At 69.3% G+C, this 20,480-nt stretch carries 19 protein-coding genes; 10 read left to right on the top strand and 9 right to left on the bottom strand.

What is annotated here, in order from left to right; translation table 11 throughout:
• Positions 1-89 precede the first annotated feature (89 nt).
• A complete protein-coding gene (locus tag GO615_RS20300) occupies positions 90-2,174 on the bottom strand; it encodes a TonB-dependent receptor plug domain-containing protein (protein ID WP_169131415.1) in 2,085 nt (694 codons plus the stop codon).
• Between the two features lie 148 nt (positions 2,175-2,322).
• Between GO615_RS20300 and GO615_RS20295 the strand changes: the two genes are divergently transcribed.
• Together GO615_RS20295 and GO615_RS20290 are read left to right on the top strand one after the other, a co-directional pair.
• Positions 2,323-3,261, top strand: a complete 939-nt coding sequence (locus GO615_RS20295; RefSeq protein WP_169131413.1) for a hydrogen peroxide-inducible genes activator — start codon at positions 2,323-2,325, stop codon at positions 3,259-3,261.
• 187 nt (positions 3,262-3,448) lie between these two features.
• Positions 3,449-4,597 (top strand): FAD-dependent oxidoreductase, encoded by a 1,149-nt coding sequence (locus tag GO615_RS20290; protein ID WP_169131411.1) that lies wholly within the window; start codon positions 3,449-3,451, stop codon positions 4,595-4,597.
• 13 nt (positions 4,598-4,610) lie between these two features.
• Here the strand turns inward: GO615_RS20290 and GO615_RS20285 are convergent, their stop codons facing one another.
• The 4 genes from GO615_RS20285 to GO615_RS20270 all read right to left on the bottom strand — a co-directional run bounded on the left by GO615_RS20285 (position 4,611) and on the right by GO615_RS20270 (position 9,973).
• The gene (locus GO615_RS20285) at positions 4,611-7,190 is read right to left on the bottom strand and encodes a DNA topoisomerase III (protein WP_169131409.1); all 2,580 of its coding nucleotides are present in this window, start codon (positions 7,188-7,190) and stop codon (positions 4,611-4,613) included.
• A 105-nt stretch (positions 7,191-7,295) separates the two neighbouring features.
• Positions 7,296-7,763 carry a Smg family protein gene (locus GO615_RS20280; RefSeq protein ID WP_169131407.1) on the bottom strand — a complete coding sequence of 156 codons (468 nt, stop codon included), beginning with the start codon at positions 7,761-7,763 and terminating at the stop codon, positions 7,296-7,298.
• 16 nt (positions 7,764-7,779) lie between these two features.
• The gene (dprA, locus tag GO615_RS20275) at positions 7,780-8,937 is read right to left on the bottom strand and encodes a DNA-processing protein DprA (RefSeq protein ID WP_169131405.1); all 1,158 of its coding nucleotides are present in this window, start codon (positions 8,935-8,937) and stop codon (positions 7,780-7,782) included.
• Between the two features lie 10 nt (positions 8,938-8,947).
• Positions 8,948-9,973 (bottom strand): LysM peptidoglycan-binding domain-containing protein, encoded by a 1,026-nt coding sequence (locus GO615_RS20270; RefSeq protein ID WP_169131403.1) that lies wholly within the window; start codon positions 9,971-9,973, stop codon positions 8,948-8,950.
• Between the two features lie 161 nt (positions 9,974-10,134).
• Here GO615_RS20270 and def point away from each other — a divergent pair, with 161 nt between their 5' ends.
• The 6 genes from def to mobB all read left to right on the top strand — a co-directional run bounded on the left by def (position 10,135) and on the right by mobB (position 16,729).
• Positions 10,135-10,638 (top strand): peptide deformylase, encoded by a 504-nt coding sequence (def, locus tag GO615_RS20265; protein WP_169131401.1) that lies wholly within the window; start codon positions 10,135-10,137, stop codon positions 10,636-10,638.
• Positions 10,635-11,585, top strand: a complete 951-nt coding sequence (gene fmt / locus GO615_RS20260; protein ID WP_169131399.1) for a methionyl-tRNA formyltransferase — start codon at positions 10,635-10,637, stop codon at positions 11,583-11,585. Before def ends, fmt begins: the two co-directional genes overlap by 4 nt.
• 98 nt (positions 11,586-11,683) lie before the next feature.
• Positions 11,684-12,532 carry a zinc metalloprotease HtpX gene (gene htpX / locus GO615_RS20255; protein ID WP_169131397.1) on the top strand — a complete coding sequence of 283 codons (849 nt, stop codon included), beginning with the start codon at positions 11,684-11,686 and terminating at the stop codon, positions 12,530-12,532.
• 131 nt (positions 12,533-12,663) lie between these two features.
• Positions 12,664-14,703 (top strand): sensor histidine kinase, encoded by a 2,040-nt coding sequence (locus tag GO615_RS20250; protein ID WP_169131455.1) that lies wholly within the window; start codon positions 12,664-12,666, stop codon positions 14,701-14,703.
• Between the two features lie 99 nt (positions 14,704-14,802).
• Positions 14,803-16,191, top strand: a complete 1,389-nt coding sequence (locus GO615_RS20245; protein ID WP_169131453.1) for a sigma-54-dependent transcriptional regulator — start codon at positions 14,803-14,805, stop codon at positions 16,189-16,191.
• Positions 16,192-16,225: 34 nt separating this feature from the next.
• Positions 16,226-16,729, top strand: a complete 504-nt coding sequence (gene mobB, locus GO615_RS20240; RefSeq protein WP_169131395.1) for a molybdopterin-guanine dinucleotide biosynthesis protein B — start codon at positions 16,226-16,228, stop codon at positions 16,727-16,729.
• Between the two features lie 19 nt (positions 16,730-16,748).
• Here mobB and GO615_RS20235 read toward each other — a convergent pair whose 3' ends face one another.
• Entirely contained in the window at positions 16,749-17,369 is a 621-nt protein-coding gene (locus tag GO615_RS20235; protein WP_169131393.1) for a LysE family translocator, read from the bottom strand.
• A 131-nt stretch (positions 17,370-17,500) separates the two neighbouring features.
• On the opposite strand from GO615_RS20235, the gene GO615_RS20230 reads away from it, so the two are divergent.
• Positions 17,501-17,842 carry a BrnT family toxin gene (locus GO615_RS20230; RefSeq protein ID WP_169131391.1) on the top strand — a complete coding sequence of 114 codons (342 nt, stop codon included), beginning with the start codon at positions 17,501-17,503 and terminating at the stop codon, positions 17,840-17,842.
• Positions 17,843-17,846: 4 nt separating this feature from the next.
• Positions 17,847-18,104: a BrnA antitoxin family protein gene (locus GO615_RS20225; protein WP_339380092.1), complete on the top strand. Its 258-nt coding sequence runs from the start codon at positions 17,847-17,849 to the stop codon at positions 18,102-18,104.
• A gap of 39 nt (positions 18,105-18,143) precedes the next feature.
• Here GO615_RS20225 and GO615_RS20220 read toward each other — a convergent pair whose 3' ends face one another.
• The 3 genes from GO615_RS20220 to GO615_RS20210 are packed head-to-tail and all read right to left on the bottom strand — an operon-like array spanning position 18,144 to position 20,469.
• Positions 18,144-19,055 carry a substrate-binding domain-containing protein gene (locus GO615_RS20220; RefSeq protein ID WP_169131387.1) on the bottom strand — a complete coding sequence of 304 codons (912 nt, stop codon included), beginning with the start codon at positions 19,053-19,055 and terminating at the stop codon, positions 18,144-18,146.
• Positions 19,052-19,636 (bottom strand): molybdenum cofactor guanylyltransferase MobA, encoded by a 585-nt coding sequence (gene mobA / locus GO615_RS20215; RefSeq protein ID WP_169131385.1) that lies wholly within the window; start codon positions 19,634-19,636, stop codon positions 19,052-19,054. Before mobA ends, GO615_RS20220 begins: the two co-directional genes overlap by 4 nt.
• Positions 19,633-20,469 (bottom strand): formate dehydrogenase accessory sulfurtransferase FdhD, encoded by an 837-nt coding sequence (locus GO615_RS20210; RefSeq protein ID WP_169131383.1) that lies wholly within the window; start codon positions 20,467-20,469, stop codon positions 19,633-19,635. Before GO615_RS20210 ends, mobA begins: the two co-directional genes overlap by 4 nt.
• Positions 20,470-20,480: the final 11 nt, after the last annotated feature.

Below are 20,480 nucleotides of genomic sequence, written 5' to 3'. Positions count from 1 at the left end.
CCACGGCGGCCGGTGTTCCCGGCCGCGGCATGCAACACAGATTGGGGGCGAAGCGCACCGGACTCAAGTCCGGCGTGTAGCGAAATGCGTCAGAAGCTCGCCGAGACGCTCAACATCACGATCGGTTCGAGGCGATTGACCGGGTCGTCGTCCCCGGAGGCCTGCTGCACCGGGAAATTCGCCAGTTCCTGGTGGCGGCCGAGCAGGTTGAGGCCGGTCAGCCGCACTTCCAGCGTCTGTCCGCCGTCCAGACGGAACTCGCGCGCGATGCTGGCGTCCAGCGTCGTGTAGTCCGGCACGGTGTAATGGAAGCTCGGCGTGAACCCGTTGCCGGCGCGCACCGGCCCGACGCGCAGCAGGGTCAGCGCGCTCTGCCATGCACCCATGCGCTGCAGCCAGGTGATGCTCGCCGAATACGGCGCGACGCTGTCGGCGGTGCCGTCGTCGTCGGTGCGCACGCGCATCATCGTGTGGCGCAGCAGCAGCGTGCCGTCGTTCCACGGCTTGAAGTCGAACTGCGTCTCGATGCCTTCGATCTTCACCGTGCCATGGCTGTTTCCCCACTGCGAAGGCGGCAGGAAGCGCTGCACGAGCCCCTGGAACGGATTCTCGATCGGAACCTCGGCCTGCTCGCGCACGAGCTGATCGCGGATGCGCTCCTGGAACACGCGCACGTCGAGGCTGCCCTGCACAGCGGGGAAGCGGCGCGCATGGCCGATCTCGAAGGTGTCGAGGCGCGCCGGGTCGATTCCCGGGTTGGGTACGAAGCGGTGCTGCAACAGCAGGCCGGCGATTGGCGTGCCGGCCGGAGCGAAGATGCGCACGTCGCTATAGCGGCCGAACACCCCCGGGTTGCGCCACGCGCGCGCGTATCCGGCGCGCCAGGTTTCGGCTTCGTTCGGCAGCCAGTTGAGGAACACGCGCGGCGACAGGCGGGTCCGGTCGTGTTGGAAGCGCTCCGCCATCGCGCCGAAGTTCCATTGCCACTGCGGTGCCGCCCGCCATTCGAGGTTCGCGTATACGCGCCGGCTTTCCTCGGCCGGATCGGAGCGGCCGAAGAAGATGAACGGTGCATGGACCTGGTCGCGCCGCCACTCCGCGCCCCAGCTCAGCCGCAAGCCCTGCAGGGGCGAGAGGTTGTGCTGGAATTCGAGGTTCTGGCGCCGTGTCGTGAAGTTGTCGTTCACCGGAATCGAGGCGGGGCCAAGGATCGCCTGCAACGGTCCCGTGTTGACCGCCCACTCGTTGCTGGTGTGCTCGTACGCGTAGTAACCCGACAGCAGGAACTCCTCGTCCGGGCTGACGGCATGGCGCCAGCGCAGGTGGCCGAAGTGCTCGCGCGTGTCCATGTCGCGCTCGGGGTGGGAGTTGAACGGCGTGTTCGGATAACCCGTTCCGCGCGCGATGTCGGTGAGGCCGGCGAGCAGGCTCAGCTCGTCGTGTTCGCCCAGCTGCAGGTCGCTGCGCAGGGTCACGCGGTGGCGGTCACGGCTGTCGTTGAGGTCGTGCACGCCCTCGTCGCGCAGGTGCTGCGCCGTGATGCGCAGGCCCAGGGGCCCCGAATGCGTGACCACGCGGCCGCTGAGTTCGGAATATTCCCCCGTGCCGCCCGCGACCGAAACCGTCGCGCCGCTCTCCTCCGCCGTGTGGCGCGTGATGATGTTCACGACCCCCATGTAGGCGTTGGTGCCATAGGAGGCCGCATCGGTGCCGCGCACCACCTCGATGCGCTCGATGTCCTCGATCGCCAGCGGGAAGGAATTGCGCCCGAAGCTGCCGAAATAGGCCGCGCTCACCGAGCGTCCGTCGATGAGGATCTGCAACTCCTGCGGCACGTCACGATTCGGCCCGTGGTAGCTCACCCACTGCTCGCTGCCGCGTTCCTTCGCCACCAGCATGCCCGGCACCAGGCGCAGCAGGCGGTCCAGGCTGCGGTAACCGGTCGCGCGGATCGTCTCGCGGTCGAGCACGGTCAGTGCCGCGGGCACCTCGTTCTGCGGCCGTGGCATGCGCGACACGGTGAGCACCACCGGGAGCGAGTCGAAATAGCTCGATTCCGGAATCAGCGGATCCGGCGAGGTTTCCGGCCCGACGCCGGACTGGGCGGCCGCGATGCAGGAGCACGCGGCGATCGAAGCCGCAGCGACGGCGCGTGAATATAAGCAGAAAGACATAGATTGTTATTGTTCGAAGCCCCGCGGCGCGGGGCATTGACGCAAACCGGAGTATAAGCTGCGGCGAGTCGTCGCGGTTGCCGGAGGTGTCCCGATCTGCCCATGCGGAGTAACATCTTCGGCGCATGCCAACGCCCAGCGCACCCTCATGACCCTCACCGATCTCCGCTATCTCATCGCCCTCGCCCACGAGCGCCACTTCGGCCGCGCCGCCGAGAAGTGCCATGTCAGCCAGCCCACGCTCTCGGTCGCGATCAAGAAAGTCGAGGACGAGCTCGGCGTGCAGCTGTTCGAGCGCAGCGCGACCGAGGTCAAGATCACCTCCACCGGCCAGCGCATCGTCGCCCAGGCCGAGAAGGTGCTGATGGAGGCGGCGCAGATCCCCGAGATCGCCGCCGCCGGCAAGGATCCGCTGTCCGGGCCGCTGCGGCTCGGCGTGATCTACACGATCGCGCCCTACCTGCTGCCGCGGCTGATCCCGCGCGTGCACAAGCTCGCGCCGCGCATGCCGCTGATCATCCACGAAAATTACACCACACGCCTGCTCGAAGCGCTCAAGCGCGGCGAACTCGACGTCATCGTGCTGTCGCTGCCCTTCGACGAGGCGGGCGTGGTCGCCCAGCCGGTGTATGACGAACCCTTCCGCGTGCTGATGCCCGCGACCCACCCCTGGACGGCGCTGGAGCACATCGACCCCGACAAGCTCGCCGACGACCAGCTGCTGCTGCTCGGGGCGGGCAACTGCTTCCGCGACCAGGTGCTCGAAGTGTGCCCGCACTGCCGCAGCGTCAGCGGTCTGCAGCGCACGCTGGAAGGCAGCTCGCTGGAGACGATCCGCCACATGGTCGCTACCGGCCTCGGCGTCACCGTGCTGCCCAGCACCGCCGCCGACGACCTGCCGGCGCAGAACGCACTGGTCGCCGTGCGGCCCTTCTCCGACCCCGAGCCCTCGCGACGGGTCGTGCTCGCGTGGCGCGTCACCTACCCGCGCAGCGGTGCGATCGACGTCCTGCGCACCGCCATCCGCGAGAGCGAGCTGCCCGGCGTGCGCCCGATCGGGCGTGCGGCGCCGCTGGAGCTCGCCTGACGCTGGCGACGCGGCAAGTCGGATCCATCCGTTCGCCCTGAGCCTGTCGAAGGGCTCGGCCAGAAAGGCATTCGCCTGCGGAACAAGTGTCTGCCACAAGCCCCGGCGCTGGCCGGCGTGAACGATTGCCTCGCCCTCGCTCGCATTGGGGGCTAGGTTGAAACCATGCCTTCCCCGGGGGAGCGCCGTGGCTGCACCGCTCATGATCGTCGGCACCGGCTTCGCCGGCTACGCGCTGTTGCGTGCCTTGCGCCAGCGCGACCGCCACTGCGCGATCCACATGATCGGCGCCGACGACGCCTCGGCCTACTCCAAGGACCAGCTCCCCGCGGGACTCGCGCATCGGCGCGACGACGACGAGCTGGTGATTGCCACCGCGGAGCAGATGGCCTACCGCTTCGAGGCCACCATCACCCCGCGCCGCCGTGCGCTGGCGATCGACCTCGCCGGCCGCGTGCTGCGCACCGACAACCCCGCGCAACCGGAGCAGCCCTGGTCGCAACTGGTGCTCGCGACCGGCGCGGAATCGGTGCGGCCGGCGAACGTGCGCGGCAGCGCCGCAGCGGCCGTCCTCACCGTCGGCAGCCTCGCCGAGTACGCCTACCTGCGCTCCGAACTCGCCGGGCGCGGGCGCGTCGCCGTTCTCGGCGGCGGCATTCGCGGCTGCGAGCTGGCGGAAAGCCTCAAGCGCGGCGGCTGCGACGTGAGCCTGCTGGACGCGGGCCCGAACCTGCTCGCAGGCAGGGTTCCCGCCCTGTGTGCGCAACGCATCGCCGACGCGCTCGCGGCGGCCGGCGTCCGCATCCGCATCGAGGACGGCGTGCAGCGCATCGACCAGGGCATGCACGAGCTCGAGGTCACGACCCTGGGCGGCCAGCCGCTCGCCGTCGACGTCGTCGTCGCCGCGCTGGGCACCCGCCCGCGCGTGCAGCTCGCGCGGGCCGCGGGGCTGGACGTCGCCGCGGGAATCGTCGTCGATGCGCTCATGCGCAGTTCGGCCGAGGGCATCCACGCGCTGGGCGGCTGCGCGGAATTCGAGGGACGCGTGTTCGAGCTCGGGGAGGACATCGAAACCGGTGCGCAGGTGCTCGCCGACGTGCTCGCGGGGCACACCGCGCGCATGCGCTGGAAGGCGCGCGTGCGGCGCCTGAACCTGGAATGCTGCCCGGTGGCGCTGTGCGAACCGCCGCCGGTGGCCGGCGAATGGCACGAATCGGCCACTGCCCGCGGCGTGCGCGCGCTGTTCCATGACCGCACAGGGGCGCTGCGCGGATTTGCGCTGGTCGGGGAGCCGGTCGGCGAAAGCGCCAGCCTGCTCGGCCGCGTCGCGCGCTGAAGCGCGCCCCCGTTCAGGCTTCCTTGCGGGCCCGCGGGCTGGCCTTGCGCGCGGCGGGCTTGGCCTTCTCGGCCGAATTGGCCCCTGCGCCTTCCTTGGCGGCTCCGTCGCCCGCCTTGGCCTTCGCTCCGGCCTTGGGGGTCTTCGGCTCGAACTCGAAGCCCACCTTGCCGTCCGCTCCACGCACGAGGAAGGCCGAGAACTTGCGCTTGGTGCGCGTCGACACGAAGCCCTTGAGCAGGTCGGTGCGGCCGTCGGCGAGCAGCTTGGTCATCTGCTCGCGCTCGACCGGTTGCTGCAGGATCACCTTGCCCGAGCGAAAGTCGCAGGCCTTGTCCGGCCCCACCGATTTCGCGCACACGTAGGCCATGCCGTGCTCGTACACCGGCGAGGCGCACTTCGGGCACGCGCCCAGCGCCTCCTGGCCGGAGAAATCGACCGGCTCGGCGCCCTCGCCGTCGTCCTTCGGCTGGCCGAAGTCGAACTCCGGCTGCTTGTCGTCGTTGAGCCGGATCTCGGCGTTGAAGAGCCGCCCCATCTTGCTGCGGAAGCCCATCAGCGGCCCGACCTTGCCCTCGCGCAGCAGGGTCTCGATCTCGTCGATCTCGAACTGCCGCCCCGCGACGATCTTCCACGCGCTCCACTCGCAGCCCTGGCAGGCGAACTTCTTGTAGTTCTCCTTCACCACGCCGCCGCACTTCGGGCAGGGGGTCGCCAGCGTGACGAAATCGCCCGGCACCGTGTCCGACTCGTAGCGCTTCGCGCGCTCGACAACCTCGCGCGCCATCTCGGCGATCTCGCGCATGAACTCGGGGCGCGACAGCTGGCCGCGCTCCATCTGTGCGAGCTTGTGCTCCCACTCGCCGGTGAGTTCCGGCGAGGTCAGCGCGGACACGTCGAGGCCCTTCAGCAGCGTGATCAGCGAGAAGGCCTTCGCGCTCGGGATCAGCTCGCGCCCTTCGCGATGGATGTACTGTTCGGCGATCAGGCCCTCGATGATCTGAGCGCGCGTCGCCGGCGTGCCGAGGCCGCGCTCGGCCATCGCTGCGCGCAGTTCCTCGTCGTCGACCATCTTGCCCGCGCCTTCCATCGCCGAGAGCAGGGTCGCTTCGTTGTAGCGCGCGGGCGGCTTGGTCACGAGCGATTTCACGAGGATGTCGTCGGTCGACACCGTCTCGTTCGGCTGCACCGCGCACAGCTGCGCGCCGCCGCCGTCCTCGTCGTCCTTGACGCCTTCCTTGCCGTACACCGCGAGCCAGCCCGCATTCACCAGCACCTTGCCCTCGGTCTTGAAGGCCTCGCCTGCGACGCGCGTGATGCGCGTCGTCACGCGGTACTCGGCCGCCGGGTAGAACACCGACAGGAAGCGGCGGGTGACCAGGTCGTAGATCTTGTGCTCGGCTTCCGACAGGCTCTTCGGCACGGTGCCGGTCGGGATGATCGCGAAGTGGTCGGAGATCTTGGCGTTGTTGAAGATGCGCTTGTTGGGCTTCACCCAGTCCTTCTTCGCGATCTCGTTCGCGAACGGCGCGTACTCGATCGGCAGCGCACGCATCACATCCTTGACCGAGCCGAGGTAGTCCTCCGGCAGCGCGCGCGAATCGGTACGCGGGTAGGTCAGCACCTTGTGCTTCTCGTACAGCGCCTGTGCGATCTGCAGCGTCACGCGCGCCGAGAAGCCGAAGCGGCCGTTGGCCTCGCGCTGCAGGCTGGTGAGGTCGAAGAGCAGCGGCGAGAGCTGGGTCGAGGGCTTGGACTCCTCCGTGACCGTGCCCGGCTTGCCGTCGCACTTCGCCTTGATCGCCTCGGCCTGGGCCTTGTCCCACAGGCGGAACGCGGTCGCGTGCTCGTCGCCCTCGGGCTTCCTGAACTTCTCGTCGAACCAGCGCCCCGCATAGCTGCCGGCCTGGCAGCCGAAGGAGGCCTCCAGTTCCCAGTAGTCGCGCGGCTTGAACTGGCGGATCTTCTGCTCGCGCTCGACGACGATCGCCAGCGTCGGCGTCTGCACGCGCCCGACCGTGGTGAGGTGGAAGCCGCCGGTCTTGGAGTTGAACGCGGTCATTGCGCGCGTGCCGTTGATGCCGATCAGCCAGTCGCTCTCGGCGCGGCACACCGCGGCCTGGCGCAGGCCCTCGACCTCCTGCGCCGAGCGCAGCTGGGCGAAACCGTCGCGGATCGCGTTCGCCGTCATCGACTGCAGCCACAGGCGGCGCACCGGCTTGTCGCTCTTCGCGTGCTGCACGATGAAGTTGAAGATCAGCTCGCCCTCGCGGCCCGCGTCACAGGCGTTGATCAGGCCGGTGACGTCCTTGCGCTTGATCAGCCGCGTCAGCAGCTTGAGGCGGTCGTCGGTCTTCTCGATGGGTTTCAGCGCGAACTGCGGCGGGATCACCGGCAGGTGGGCGAAGGTCCATTTGCCGCGCTTGACCTCGTACTCGTCGGGCACCACCAGCTCCAGCAGGTGGCCGACGGCCGATGAGAGCACGTACTCGTCGGACTCGAAGTAGTCCTTTTCCTTGGTGAAGCCGCCCAGCGCGCGGGCGATGTCCTGCGCGACCGAAGGTTTCTCCGCGATGATCAGTTGCTTGCTCATGCCGCTTGGCCGCCTTGGAAAACCCTGCCGGTTTTCATGTATGGGGTGATCGAGCGGCGCATGATAAGCAGGCCGCCGTCAAGGGTGCAAGCGCCGCCGGCTCGCTCAGTGCAGCAACAGCCCGCCTTCTTCGGCTTCTTCGCCGAGCAATTCATCGACGATCAGGCTGTCGAGCGGCAGCTCGCGCTGCCACAGCACCATCAGCACGATCACCTTCAGGCGGGCGAGGCTGGCCGTGACACCGTTCAGCGCCAGGGTACGCTCGATGATGATCTCGCGCGTTCCGGCGTCGAGGGCACCGGCATTCTCCAGGAAGGCGAGGAAGCCGCGGCACTCGGGGCCGAGCCGCGCCTCTTCCTCGGCCGCATACACGCGGAAGGCGCCCGCGGCGGGGGTCGTCGCGAGCGGCGAGGCACCGGAGATGCTGCGCAGGCCCGAAAGCCAGTCGAGGGCTTCGGTGATCTCGTCCTCCTCGAAACCGGCCGCCGAAAGCTTGCGGGCGAGCTGGTCGATTTCGGGGCAGGCGGCGGCGTGAACGTAGTTCTCGAAGAGGTATACAAGGATGTCGAACATGGCGGCACACCGTCAGTCATTGGCGCTGGAAGCGCCCGCCGGGGAGTCGGCTGATCCGCCCGTCGAGCTCCAGTGACAGCAGAATGGCGTAGAGCGCATCGAGCGTCAAGCCGCTGCGTGCGGCCAGGGTGTCGACATCGAGCGGGTCGTGCCCCAGGGCGTCGAGCACCGCGGCCTGCTCCGGCGGCAGGCCTGTCTCTGGCGCGGGCGGGGGGAACAGGGCTTGCGAAGCGGCCTCCGCGGCGCGCTTGCGTCCCCGTGCCGCGCTGCGCGGGGACGGCTGCACGGGTGGGCTGGCGCTCCCGCCCCAGGCGAGTTCGTCGAGCACGTCGGCGGCCGTCTCGACCAGCTTGGCGCCGTCGCGGATCAGGCGGTGGCAGCCGCGCGCGAGCGGCGAATGGATCGAGCCGGGGATCGCGAGCACCTCGCGCCCGCATTCGGATGCGAGCCGCGCGGTGATCAGCGAGCCGCTGCCGACAGCTGCCTCGACGACCAGCACGCCGCGCGCGAGGCCGGCGATGAGGCGGTTGCGGCGCGGGAAGTTGTGCGGCAGCGCGGGCGTCCCGAGCGGCAGTTCGCTGACGATGGCGCCGCGCCGGGCGATTTCGCGCGCGAGCGCCTGGTGGCGGGCGGGATAGACGCGGTCTGCACCGGTGCCGATGACCGCGACGGTCTTGCCGTCGGCCTGCTCGAGCGCCCCGCGGTGGGCCGCGGCGTCGATGCCGAGCGCAAGGCCGCTGACGATCGTGAGGCCGGCGCCGGCGAGGTGTTGGGCAAAGGCCTGGGCGTTCGCGACGCCGCCCGGCGTCGCCGAGCGGGCGCCGACGATGGCGAGCGCGTTCGACGACAGCAGGGCCGGATCGCCCTTCACGTACAGCAGCACCGGCGGGTCGGGGATCTCGAGCAGGCCGCGCGGATAGGCGGTGTCGCCGAGGGTGAGGATGTGGTTGCCCGGTTCCGCGGCCCACGCGAGGGCCGCGGCGATGCGCGCCTCGTCGGGCGCGGCGAGGAGGAGATCGGCGGTGTCCGCGCCGGCCACCGCGGCGACCGCGCTGCGCCCGGCGGCGAAGACCTGCGCGGGCAGTCCGAACGCCGCGAGCAGGCTGCGCTGGCGTTCGGGGCCGATGCCGGGGAGGAGGGTCAGCCGCAGCCAGGCGGCGAGATCGTCCTCCACCGCCGGTGCGTCAGGGCTTGCGCACGCTGTCGCCGACCGAAACCTGGCCGTCGGTTTCCATCACCAGCGCGTAGGACACGCGGTCGAACACGCGGAACACGAAGGCGAGGCCGTAGCGCTTCTCCGGTAGGTTGTAGGTTTCCTTGTTGCCGTCGTCGTCCTTGTACACGACCGAGCCGCGATTGCGGTGCAGTGCCAGCACGTGGCCACGCTCGATGCCTTCGCGGGCGCCGACGTTGAGCGTCACCACATGATTGCGGCCGGTTTCGGCGACGCCGCGGTAGATGCCGATCAGGCGGCCGGCAACCTGGCTCTCGGGCGCGTGCGGCATGTACGAGAAGATCTCGGGCTTGTCGCTGACCAGCAGGCGGTCGCCGGTGCCGATCTCCTCGACCGCGCTGAGGATCTCGAGCGTGGCCGGCGTGCCGTTCTCGGTGACGCGCGCGGCGCCGAGGTACATGGCCTCGTAACCGAGGACTTCCTTGGTGACCGGGTCGACGAGCGGCTTGGCCGGGCGCAGCACCTGCCAGACCTTCTGGTCTTCCTTGATGTTCTTGGCGAAGATCGTGTCGCCGGGGCCCATGTAGACGCGGCTCGTCTCGGTCGCGACCACGGTGCCCGCGTCGGCCAGGCGTGCTTCGTCAACGACCAGCGGCTTGGTCAGGAAGGGCTCGATGTCCTGCATCGGGATGCTGGCCACGGCGTCCCTGAGGTCTTCGTGATAGGCCTGCGGCTGCAGCTTCTGGTCGCCGACGCGACGGCCGATCGACAGGTAGGGGCCGCTGCGGTCGAGCACGATGATCTGGCCGGGGTAGATCAGGTGCGGGTTGCGGATCTGGTCGCGGTTGAGCCGCCACACTTCGGGCCAGCGCCAGGGTTCCTTGAGGAACTTGCCCGAGATTCCCCACAGCGTGTCGCCGCGCACGACCGTGTGGCTGTCGGGGGCGTCGTCGGCGATCGTGGCCGGTGCCGCGAGCGCGGGCGCGCCGAGAAGGGTCGCTACGCTGAAGAGGAGAGGGAATATAATGCGGGTCATCGCTCGCTTCCGATTGGAACGGACCGGATTTTCCGCTACCGGAACGCGTTCCGCCGGTCGAGGATCCAATCCGCAGACTCGATTCGAATGCCGGGGCGACCCCGACAGCATGCCAAAGCACTTGAAATTCTGCACGTAATGACTTAACCCGGCAAGCATTTATGGCGCTACTACCGATCCTTCGCTATCCCGACCCCCGTTTGCACACGCGCGCCGCCCCGGTCGCGCAGGTGGACGATTCGATCCGTCAGCTCGTCAAGGACATGGCCGAGACGATGTACGAGGCGCCCGGCATCGGGCTCGCGGCGACCCAGGTCGATGTGCACAAGCGGGTGGTGGTGATCGACGTCAGCGAGGATCGCTCCGACCTGCGCGTGTTCATCAACGCCGAGATCCTCGAGAAATCCGGCGAGCACATCGGCGAGGAAGGCTGCCTGTCCGTGCCCGGCATCTACGAGAGTGTGCGTCGCGCCGAGCGCGTGCGCGTGAAGGCGCTCGACGCCGACGGCAAGCCCTTCGAGCTGGAGGCCGACGGCCTGCTGGCGGTGTGCATCCAGCACGAGCTCGATCACCTCGAAGGAAAGGTCTTCGTCGAATACCTGTCGCCGTTGAAGCTCGGCCGCATCAAGACGCGGCTGGCGAAGAAAGCGCGGATCACCGCGTGAGCGCGGCCGCTCCGCTGCGCGTTGCCTTCGCGGGCACGCCCGAATTCGCCGCCGCGGCGCTGGAGGCGATCCTCGCCGCGGGTTTCGAGGTGCCGCTGGTGCTGACCCAGCCGGACCGCCCGGCCGGGCGCGGCATGAAACTCAGCGCGAGCCCGGTCAAGCAGGTCGCGCTGGCGCACGACATCGCCGTCGACCAGCCCGAGAAGCTGCGCACCGAGGAGCAGCGCGCGGCGCTCGCCGCCTGCGCGCCGGACATCCTCGTCGTCGCGGCCTACGGCCTGTTGCTGCCGCCGGCGGTGCTGGAGCTGCCGCGCCTGGGCTGCATCAACATCCACGCCTCGCTGCTGCCGCGCTGGCGCGGCGCGGCGCCGATCCATCGCGCGATCGAGGCGGGCGATGCCGAGACGGGCATCACGATCATGCAGATGGACGAGGGCCTCGATACCGGCGCGATGCTGATGAGGCGTGCGCTGGCGATCGGCCCCGACGAGACGACGGCGACGCTGCACGACCGCCTCGCCGCGCTGGGCGCCGAGATGGTGGTGGACGCGTTGCGCGCGCTGCCGCAGGGCACGCTCAAGGCCGAGCCCCAGCCCGAGGCCGGCGTGACCTACGCGGCAAAGATCGGCAAGGCCGAGGCGGCGATCGACTGGTGCCGTCCGGCGGTCGAGATCGGCCGCGCGGTGCGGGCTTTCAATCCCTTCCCGGGCGCGGTCGGCACGCTGCGCGAGGTTGCCGTGAAGGTCTGGCGCGCGGAGCCCGTCGCCGGAACCGGCGAGCCGGGTACGGTGCTGTCGGCGGACGACTCCGGCGTCGTCGTCGCCTGCGGCGAAGGCGCGCTGCGCCTCGTCGAATTGCAGAAGCCGGGCAGCCGGCGCATGCCCGTCGGGGAATTTCTGCGCGGATTCCCGGTCAGTGCAGGCGAACGCTTCGGCAGCGGAGCCTGAGGGCGCGCGGGGAGAAATCCCCGCCCCGCATTGAAGCCGCGGCGTTCGGCCCCACATGGGGTCATACAAGCCCAATCACTGAGGAAGGAAATACGCACATGTTCGGCAACTGGCTCAAGACCTCGATCCTGATGGCAGGTATCGTCGCCCTGTTCGGTGCCGTGGGTGGCATGCTCGGCGGCAAGCAGGGCATGCTGATCGCGCTGCTGTTCGGCGGCGCGATGAACGTGTGGGCCTACTGGTTCTCCGACAAGATGGTGCTGCGCATGTACAACGCGCGCGAAGTCGACGAGACCAGCTCGCCCTACCTGTACAACATGGTGCGCGGGCTCGCGCAGCGCGGCGGCCTGCCGATGCCCAAGGTGTACATCATCGACGAGGACCAGCCCAACGCCTTCGCGACCGGGCGCAACCCGGACCACGCGGCGGTCGCGGCGACCAGCGGCATCATCCGCATGCTGTCCGAGCGCGAGCTGCGCGGCGTGATGGCGCACGAGCTGGCGCACGTGAAGAACCGCGACATCCTGATCTCGACGATCTCGGCCACCGTAGCGGGCGCGATCTCGATGCTGGCCCAGTTCGGCATGTTCTTCGGCGGCAGCCGCGACGACGAGCGGCCCAACCCGGTGCTGTCCATCCTCGTGATGATCCTCGCCCCGCTGGCGGCGATGATCATCCAGATGGCGATCTCGCGCACCCGCGAGTTCGGCGCGGACCGCGGCGGCGCGGAAATCTCGGGCGACCCCGAGGCGCTCGCGAGCGCGCTGGCGAAGATCGACGCCTACGCGCGTGGCATCCCGATGCACGCCGCCGAGGCGCATCCCGAGACCGCGCAGATGATGATCATGAACCCGCTGTCGGGCGGCGGCCTGCGCGGGCTGTTCTCGACCCACCCGTCCACGCAGGAGCGTGTCGCCCGCCTGCGCGAGATGATGGTGCGTCGCTAGGCTTCCCATCCTTGTCCGGTGGGAGCGGCTTCAGCCGCGCAACGGTCCCGTTCGCGGCTGAAGCCGCTCCCACGCAGACGGGTCGCGCTGCGGATCGTGAAGCGCCGCAGCGTCCGCGCTGGACCGACCGGCTGCGCGGCTCGGTCCGCGCCAAGCTGCTCGCGCTGGTGCTCGCCCCGCTGGTCGTCGGGGTGCCGGTGCTGCTGGGGTTGGTATGGACCTGGGGCAGCGAGGGCTACGAGCGCCTGCTGAACTTCAAGATCAGTTCCGACCTCGTCACCGCGCACGAGTATTTCGATCGCGTGCGCATCGGCGTCGGGAGCGACGTGCAGGCGCTCGCCGAGTCGCACCGCCTGGTCGGGCTGCTCGCCGCGCAACCGTCCGCGCTGCCGGCACTGCTCGCGGAGCTCGCCCCGGCGCGGCGCCTGGACTTCCTGCTGCTGCTCGACCGCGAGGGCCGTCCGCTGGCGGCGTCGCAGCCGCTCGCGGGCGCGGCCGCCCCGCGCCTCGTCTGGCCGGCGGTGGCGTCGGCGCTCAACGGCTCCGCGCTGACGACGGTAGAACGATTCGCGCCCGAGGCGCTCCAATATTTGTCCCCGGCGCTGCGCGAGCGCGCGTGGCTGCCGCTGGTGGAAACGCGTGCGGCCGCACCCGATGCGCGCACCGCAGAGGACCGGGGACTGGTGATTCACGCCGCCGCACCGGTGTATGACGAAAAGCGCAACCTCGTGGGCGTGCTCGAGGGCGGCGTGCTGCTCAACGGCAATCTGGAAATGGTCGACCGCATCAACGCCATCGTCTATCGCGACGGCTCGCTGCCGCTCGGCAGTCGCGGGACCGCCACCCTGTTCCTCGACGACACGCGCATCGCCACCAACGTGCGCCTGTTCGGCGACACGCGGGCGCTCGGCACGCGCGTGTCGCAGGCGGTGCGCGAGCGCGTGCTGGGGAGCGGCGAGACCTGGCTGGGCACGGCCTTCGTTGTGAACGACGATTACGTCTCGGGCTACGAGCCGATCGCGGACGGCCGCGGCGAGCGCGTCGGGATGCTGTACGTGGGCTTTCTCGAGGAGCCTTTCCGCAGCGCGGGACGCATGGCGATGGGGGCGCTGTTCGCGTTGTTTATCGCCATCAGCGCGGCCGGCGCGGTGCTCAGCCTGCGCTGGGCGCGCAGCGTGTTCCGGCCGATCGAGCGCATGAACGCGGTGATCCAGCGCGTCGAGCAGGGTGAAGCGGACGCGCGCGTCGGCGCCGTGGCGAGCCGCGACGAGCTGGGGCGGCTGGCGGGCGAGTTCGACCACCTGCTCGACACGCTGTCGGCCAAGCGCGAGGAATTGCAGCGCTGGGCCGAGGAGCTCGACTGCAAGGTCGCCGAGCGCACCGCGGAGCTGAGCGAGGCGAACGAAACCTTGCGGCGCGCGCAGCAGCAGCTGGTGATGAGCGAGAAGCTGGCGGCGATCGGCGAATTGACGGCGGGTGTCGCGCACGAGATCAACAATCCGGTGGCGGTGATCCAGGGCAACCTGGACGTGATGCGCGATGTGCTGGGGCCGGCCGCCGAGCCCGTGCGTCAGGAGATCCGCCTGATCCACGAGCAGACCGACCGCATCCGCCAGATCGTCACCAAGCTGCTGCAGTTCGCGCGCCCGGGCGAGTTTGCGGGGTACGCGGAGGCGGTGGATGTGAACGAGGTCGTGGCCGACTGCCTGTTCCTCACGCAGCACAACTTCGACCGCCGCGCGATCGAGGTCGCGACCGACTTCGGCGCCGGCGAGCGCATCGAGATCAACCGTAGCGAGCTGCAGCAGGTGCTGATCAACCTGATCGTGAACGCCGTGCAGGCGATGCCCGAGGGCGGCCGCCTGAGTCTCGCGACGACGGACTGGCGCGAGGACGGCACGGCGGTGGGTGCGGTGATCCGCGTGCGCGACACCGGCCAGGGCATCGCGCCGGAGGACCTGACGCACATCTTCGACCCCTTCTTCACGACCAAGAAGGGCAGCGGCACCGGTCTGGGGCTGTCGATCAGCTATACGATCGTCGAGCGCTACGGCGGCCGCATCGAGGTCGACAGCCGGCCCGGCGAGGGCACGGAGTTCGCGCTGTGGCTGCGGCGCGACGCGCGCTATGACGAAACCCCGAGCGCTCCGGGGTTTTTGCGGCGCTGGTGAGCCGAAGTTGGGGCGCAGGCGGCGGATGCTCGGTTATTATCAAAATGTAACTGCAGGCCGGGCATTCGCAGAGACGAGCGACTCGTGAAAAGGACAGCGATGCAGCATGAGCGGGACGGGGGCGCGCCGGGCCACGGCGGAACTCCGGAATTCAACTGGCAGGCGCATTCGATCCTTATCGTCGATGACGAGGAGGGCATGCGCAGCTTCCTCGAGCGTGCGCTCAAGCCGCGCTGCGGCCTGGTGGAGACCGCGCCGGACGCCGAGCACGCGATGCGCCTGATGGCGCGCCTGCACTTCGACCTGCTGATCCTCGACATCGCGCTGCCGGGCAAGTCCGGTCTCGACTGGCTGCACGAGCTGCGCGAGTCGGGCTTCGTCGGCGACGTGATCCTGATCACCGCCTTCGCCGACCTCGACACCGCGATCAATGCGCTGCGCGGTGGGGCTTCGGATTTCATCCTCAAGCCCTTCCGTGTCGACCAGATCCTGAATTCGATCAAGAACTGCTTCCAGCGCGCCCACCTCGCGCGCGAAAACTTCATCCTGCGGCGCGAGCTCGCGGGCCTTTCGGCCGACGTCGAAGGCCTGGTCGGGCACTCGACGGCGATGGAGGAGCTGCGCACGGTGCTGCGGCGCGTCGCGCAGATGCCCAGCACGGTGCTGCTGCTGGGCGAATCGGGCACCGGCAAGGAGGTCGCGGCGCGCGCGCTGCACCGCATGAGTCCGCGCGCGCAGCGCCCCTTCGTGCCGGTGAATTGCCCGGCGATCGCCGCCGGGCTGATCGAGAGCGAACTCTTCGGCCACGTGAAGGGCGCCTTCACCGGCGCGACCGAGACGCGCAACGGGCTTTTCTACTATGCTCACGGCGGCACGCTCTTCCTCGACGAGATCAGCGAGCTGCCGCTGGCGCTGCAGACGCGCCTGCTGCGCGTGCTGGAGGAGCGCAGGCTGCGCCCGGTCGGCTCGGAGCGCGAGGTGCCGGTGGATGTGCGCATCATCGCGGCATCGAACCGCGACCTCGCCGCGGAGGTCGCCGCGGGGCGCTTCCGCCAGGATTTGTACTTCCGCCTGGCGGTGGTCGAGGTCGTGATCCCGCCGCTGCGCGAGCGTGTCGAGGACATCCCGGACCTGGTGCGCCATTTCATGCAGCAGCTGACGGCGCAGCTGGGGGTGCCGCCGCTGGCATTGTCGAACGCGCTGTTCGCGCGCCTAGAGGCCTACGGCTGGCCGGGCAACGTGAGGGAGCTGCGCAACTTCATCGAGCGCTCGCTGATCCTCGGCGGCTTCCCGGTGGAGGCGCTGGGCGCGCGTGGCGACGTGCTTGCGGGCGGGACGGACCTGCCGCTCGACGAGGTCGAGAAGCGCCACATCCTGCGCATGCTGGATGCATGTGGCGGGAACAAGTCGGAAGCGGCGCGGCGCCTGGGGGTGTCGCGCAAGACGCTGGAGCGCAAGTGCGCGGAGTGGGGCGAGTCGGTCGCGTGAGTGCGCGCCGGCGCTTGTGAGACAGGACAGAGCATTGAAAGTGATCGGATTTGCCGGCTGGTCCGGCAGCGGCAAGACTTCGCTGATCGAGAAGGTCGTCGCGGTGCTGTGCGGGCGCGGCCTCGACGTGTCGCTGATCAAGCACGCGCACCACAGTTTCGACATCGACCACGAGGGCAAGGACTCGTGGCGCCACCGCAATGCCGGTTGCCGCGAGGTGCTGATCAGCTCGGGGCGGCGCTGGTCGCTGATGCACGAGCTGCGCGGCGATCCGGAGCTGCCGCTGGACGAGCTGCTGCAGAAACTCTCGCCCTGCGACCTCGTGCTGGTCGAGGGCTTCAAGCGCGCGCAGATTCCCAAGATCGAGGTGCGCCGCACCGAGGTGCGCGAGGCGCCGTTCTACCTGCAGGACCCGCACATCGTCGCGGTCGCGACCGACGTCGAGCTCGACACCGCGTTGCCGCAGCTCGACATCAACGACCCGCAGGCGGTCGCGGACTTCGTCGTCGATTACGCGTTCAGGATGGCGCAGGCCTAGTCATGGCGCGGGCGGCCCGTCAGGGCCGCATCTCGCTGCAGGCTTGCTGGACGAGCTTCAGGCCCGCGCCGCCCAGGATCACGCCGACCGCGGCGGACAGCCGGTGCGAGTGCGCGGAGTACCAGCTCCGCACCGGCTCGCGCGAGAACAGGTAGGCGACCAGCCCGTACCAACTCAGCGCGTTCAGCAGGACGATCAGGATCGCTGCGCCGGACAGCCAGTCCGGGGGATCGGCGGGAAACGCCGCCGCGAAGATGCTGCCGAAGAATACGACGGCTTTCGGATTCGTGAGATTGGTCAGCAGGCCGACGCGAAAGGCACGGTCGTGCCGGCCGATGCCGCAATCCGGCGCCGTGCGCGCGGACAGGCAGAACTTCCCGCCCAACCATGTCAGGTAGGCACCTCCCGCCGCCTGTATCGCCGTGCGCACGTCCGGAAATGCGTCGAACAAGGCACCGACACCGGATACCGCGAGTGCCGCCCAGAGGGTGGAACCCGCGGCGATCCCTGCGGCAGCGCGCGCCGCGGCACTGCGCATTCCGGTGGCGGCGACCTGCATCACGAGGACGGTGTTCGCGCCCGGCGTCACCGTTGCGACGAGGTGCAGGATCCAGATGGTGGCGAGTGCGGAAAGCATCATGGATTTTCCGGCCGGAATGAGTATTTATATGTTATACGCATTATTGTTTTATCTTGCTTGACATGAAGTACAGCAAATTTGCGTAGTAACGAAAAATCTTGACGCCGGGAATTGTTGTTACCACAATAAACATGAAAGCGCACATCGTCTGGGACGAGGCCAAGCGGCAGGGCAACCTCGACAAGCACGGCCTCGATTTCCTCGATGCGGTTCTGGTGCTGGACAGCCCCTATCGCCTGGACGTGGAATGTGTGCGCAGCGGCGAGAGCAGGACACAATCGTTCGCCTATGTATTCGATGTCCTGGCGGTTCTCACGGTGGTGCATGTGCAACGCGACGATGCCCGGCGGATCGTCAGTTTCCGCCCGGCAAGTGAGGTAGAAAGGAGCGCATATCATGACTGGCTCGAAAACGACTTCGACGACGCTCGACCGGATGCGGGCTGCGCGCGCGCGGGGCGAGAGCAGGACTGATGCGGTGAAGGTTCGCGCAGTGGCGCCCTACGTGTGGGACGGCGAGAGCGAAGACGAAAGGCCGTTGACGCGCGAAGAGATGCAGGCGGGTATCGCGGCGGACCGCAGACGACGCGGGCGGCCGGCGGGCAGCGACAAGGAGTCGACGACGATACGTCTCGACCGCGACATCCTCGCGGCGTTCCGCGCCAGCGGGCCCGGCTGGCAGACTCGCATGAATGCGGCGCTGCGCGACTGGCTCGAGACGCATACACCGACATGATCGGTGGTGGGCGTCCGGCGATTGCAGGCGGGGCAGTGCTCAACCCAGCGGTAGTAACCGTCCCAGCGCCGTGAGATCGTAGCCGCCGAGCTGCTGCGCGAGATCGTGCAGCTCGGCGCTGCCGAGGCGCGCGAGCAGACGCTGGAAGAGGTGGCGGAAGTAGATTTCCTTGGGCAGTGCGAGGTCCAGCGCTTCCCAGCCGAGCGGCAGGAAGTCGAGACCGAATTCCGTGGCGGTCGCGCGCGTGCCAGGGGTGCAGTCGGCGGCGTCGCGCACGAGCAAGGCGGCGGCTTCGCGTTCGCCATGCACGGTCGCGACGGCGCTGCAGTCGTCCGCGCGCAGGCCACGGGCCTTGAGTGACGAGGCGAGGAAGTGCGCGGCGCCCGACCCTGCTTCGCGCATCGCCCAGCGCACGTCGAAGGCGGCCAGCGTGTCGAGCTGGTCGATGTCGAGGCCGGGGCGCAGCAGCACGCCCTGCTCGCGCTGGCCGATGCGCACCAGCGTCCAGCGGGTGTGGCCGGGATGGGCGCGCAGCAGCGTCGCGTGCAGGGCGGCGCTGTGCTCGACGTCGCCCCAGTGCACCACGCTGAGGTCGGCGCGGCGGCGGGCGAGCTGTTCGAGGCCGGGCAGGGTCGCGGTCGGGCTGTAGGCGACGAAGGCCTCGGCGCCGAGTTCGGCGGCGAGCTGGCGCACCGCGGCGGCGAGCAGCGCGTCGTCGCCCCCGGCGATCAGCAGGCGGTCGGTGAACACCCCGCCGTGCGCCTGTTCGAGCAGCCACTCGTCGAGCAGCCGGCGCGGGAACAGCCACTTGCCGCCGACGCGCGCGGCCGGGACCTCGCCGCTGTTGGCGAGCTCGTACAGTTTCTTCTCGTTGAGGTGCAGGTAGGCCGCCGCCTGCTTCGCGGTGAGGCAGGGGCTCTGCGGCGTGCCGGGCGGCGCGGACGCGCTCATTGCTGCACGCCGTCGAGTTCGTCGCGCGTGTTGATGTTGCGGAAGGCGTCTTCCTCGTCGTCGAAGCGCACCTCGACGATCTTCAGCGTCGCGTACCAGAAGTCGATCTTGCGCCCGCCGCCGGCGAGGAAGGCGTCGAGGTGCGGGAGCACGTCGCGCCGGCACAGGCAGAACACCGGGTGGGGCTGGTCGAAGGTGCGTGCGACGGCGAGCTGCGCGCCGGCTGCCGCGAGGCCGCCGTGGAGGCGCGCGACGAGGTCGGCGGGGAGGAAGGGGGAATCGCACGGCGCGGTCGCGACCAGCGGGTGCTGCGCGCGTGCGAGCGCCGCGTGCAGCCCCGCGAGCGGCCCGGCGAAACCGCCGATGTCGTCGGGGAACACGGGGTAGCCGAAGTCGGCGTAGCGCCCGGCGTTCTGGTTGGCGTTGATGATCAGCTCGTCGACCTGCGGGCCGAAGCGCTCGATCACGTGAGCGACCATCGGCCGACCGCGCAGCTCGACCAGGCCCTTGTCGACGCTGCCCATGCGCCGTCCCTGCCCGCCGGCGAGGATGACGCCGGTGATGCTTTCGCGCGTGCTCATCGCGTGAATCGCTCCTCGCCGGTGAATAGTAGGTAGTGCTTGCCCTGGGCGCGCCCGATCATCGTGAGGCCGATCTTGCGCGCGATCTCCCAGCCCATCTGCGTGAGGCCGGAGCGCGAGACGAGGAAGGGGATGCCCATCTGCGCGGTCTTGATGACCATCTCGGAGGTGAGGCGGCCGGTCGTGTAGAAGATCTTGTCGCCGCCGTCGAGGCCGTCCAGCCACATCTGCCCGGCGATCGCGTCGACGGCGTTGTGGCGGCCGACGTCCTCGACGAACATCAGGATCTCGCAGCCGTCGGCGGTGGGTCGCGCGAGCGCGCAGCCGTGCACGGCGCCGGCCTGCTTGTAGATCGACTCGTGGTGGCGCACCGCGTCCATCAGCGCATACAGGGTCGCCTGCGTGAGCCTGCGGTCGGCCGGCAGATGGATCGCCTCGATCTCGTCCATCAGGCCGCCGAACACCGTGCCCTGGCCGCAGCCGGTGGTGACGGTGCGGCTGCCGAGGCGCTCTTCGACGTCGATGAGGCCGTTGCGCGTCTTCACCGCGACGGCGCTGACCTCCCAGTCCACCTGTACCGCCTCGATGTCGTCGAGGCTCGCGACCAGGCGCTGATTGCGCAGCCAGCCTATCGTCAGCGCCTCGGGTGCGGCACCCAGGGTCATCAGCGTGACGATCTCGCGTTTGTCCACATAGATCGTCAGCGGGAACTCGCCGGCGATCTGCGTCGGCACGTTGTCGCCGTTCTCGTCGACGGCCGGGATCGTCACCGTCAGCGGGTGGCTGGCGTGGCTGAGCAGCGGTCGGCGCGGCGTGTCGGGGGCGAGGGGCATGGGATTGGGCG

Source organism: Aromatoleum evansii (assembly GCF_012910805.1).
GTDB lineage: Bacteria > Pseudomonadota > Gammaproteobacteria > Burkholderiales > Rhodocyclaceae > Aromatoleum > Aromatoleum evansii.
The sequence above is the reverse complement of the archived record's forward strand: the minus strand, read 5'-3'. Positions and strand labels throughout refer to the sequence as shown.

What these genes read in the sequence shown, in the direction of transcription:
- GO615_RS20220 (WP_169131387.1), bottom strand. Translation starts at nt 19,055, where the DNA reads ATGAGCGCGTCCGCGCCGCCCGGCACGCCGCAGAGCCCCTGCCTCACC.
- GO615_RS20295 (WP_169131413.1), top strand. Translation starts at nt 2,323, where the DNA reads ATGACCCTCACCGATCTCCGCTATCTCATCGCCCTCGCCCACGAGCGC.
- htpX (WP_169131397.1), top strand. Translation starts at nt 11,684, where the DNA reads ATGTTCGGCAACTGGCTCAAGACCTCGATCCTGATGGCAGGTATCGTC.
- GO615_RS20235 (WP_169131393.1), bottom strand. Translation starts at nt 17,369, where the DNA reads ATGATGCTTTCCGCACTCGCCACCATCTGGATCCTGCACCTCGTCGCA.
- GO615_RS20300 (WP_169131415.1), bottom strand. Translation starts at nt 2,174, where the DNA reads ATGTCTTTCTGCTTATATTCACGCGCCGTCGCTGCGGCTTCGATCGCC.
- GO615_RS20230 (WP_169131391.1), top strand. Translation starts at nt 17,501, where the DNA reads ATGAAAGCGCACATCGTCTGGGACGAGGCCAAGCGGCAGGGCAACCTC.
- GO615_RS20210 (WP_169131383.1), bottom strand. Translation starts at nt 20,469, where the DNA reads ATGCCCCTCGCCCCCGACACGCCGCGCCGACCGCTGCTCAGCCACGCC.
- def (WP_169131401.1), top strand. Translation starts at nt 10,135, where the DNA reads ATGGCGCTACTACCGATCCTTCGCTATCCCGACCCCCGTTTGCACACG.
- GO615_RS20280 (WP_169131407.1), bottom strand. Translation starts at nt 7,763, where the DNA reads ATGTTCGACATCCTTGTATACCTCTTCGAGAACTACGTTCACGCCGCC.
- GO615_RS20270 (WP_169131403.1), bottom strand. Translation starts at nt 9,973, where the DNA reads ATGACCCGCATTATATTCCCTCTCCTCTTCAGCGTAGCGACCCTTCTC.
- GO615_RS20285 (WP_169131409.1), bottom strand. Translation starts at nt 7,190, where the DNA reads ATGAGCAAGCAACTGATCATCGCGGAGAAACCTTCGGTCGCGCAGGAC.
- GO615_RS20245 (WP_169131453.1), top strand. Translation starts at nt 14,803, where the DNA reads ATGCAGCATGAGCGGGACGGGGGCGCGCCGGGCCACGGCGGAACTCCG.
- mobA (WP_169131385.1), bottom strand. Translation starts at nt 19,636, where the DNA reads ATGAGCACGCGCGAAAGCATCACCGGCGTCATCCTCGCCGGCGGGCAG.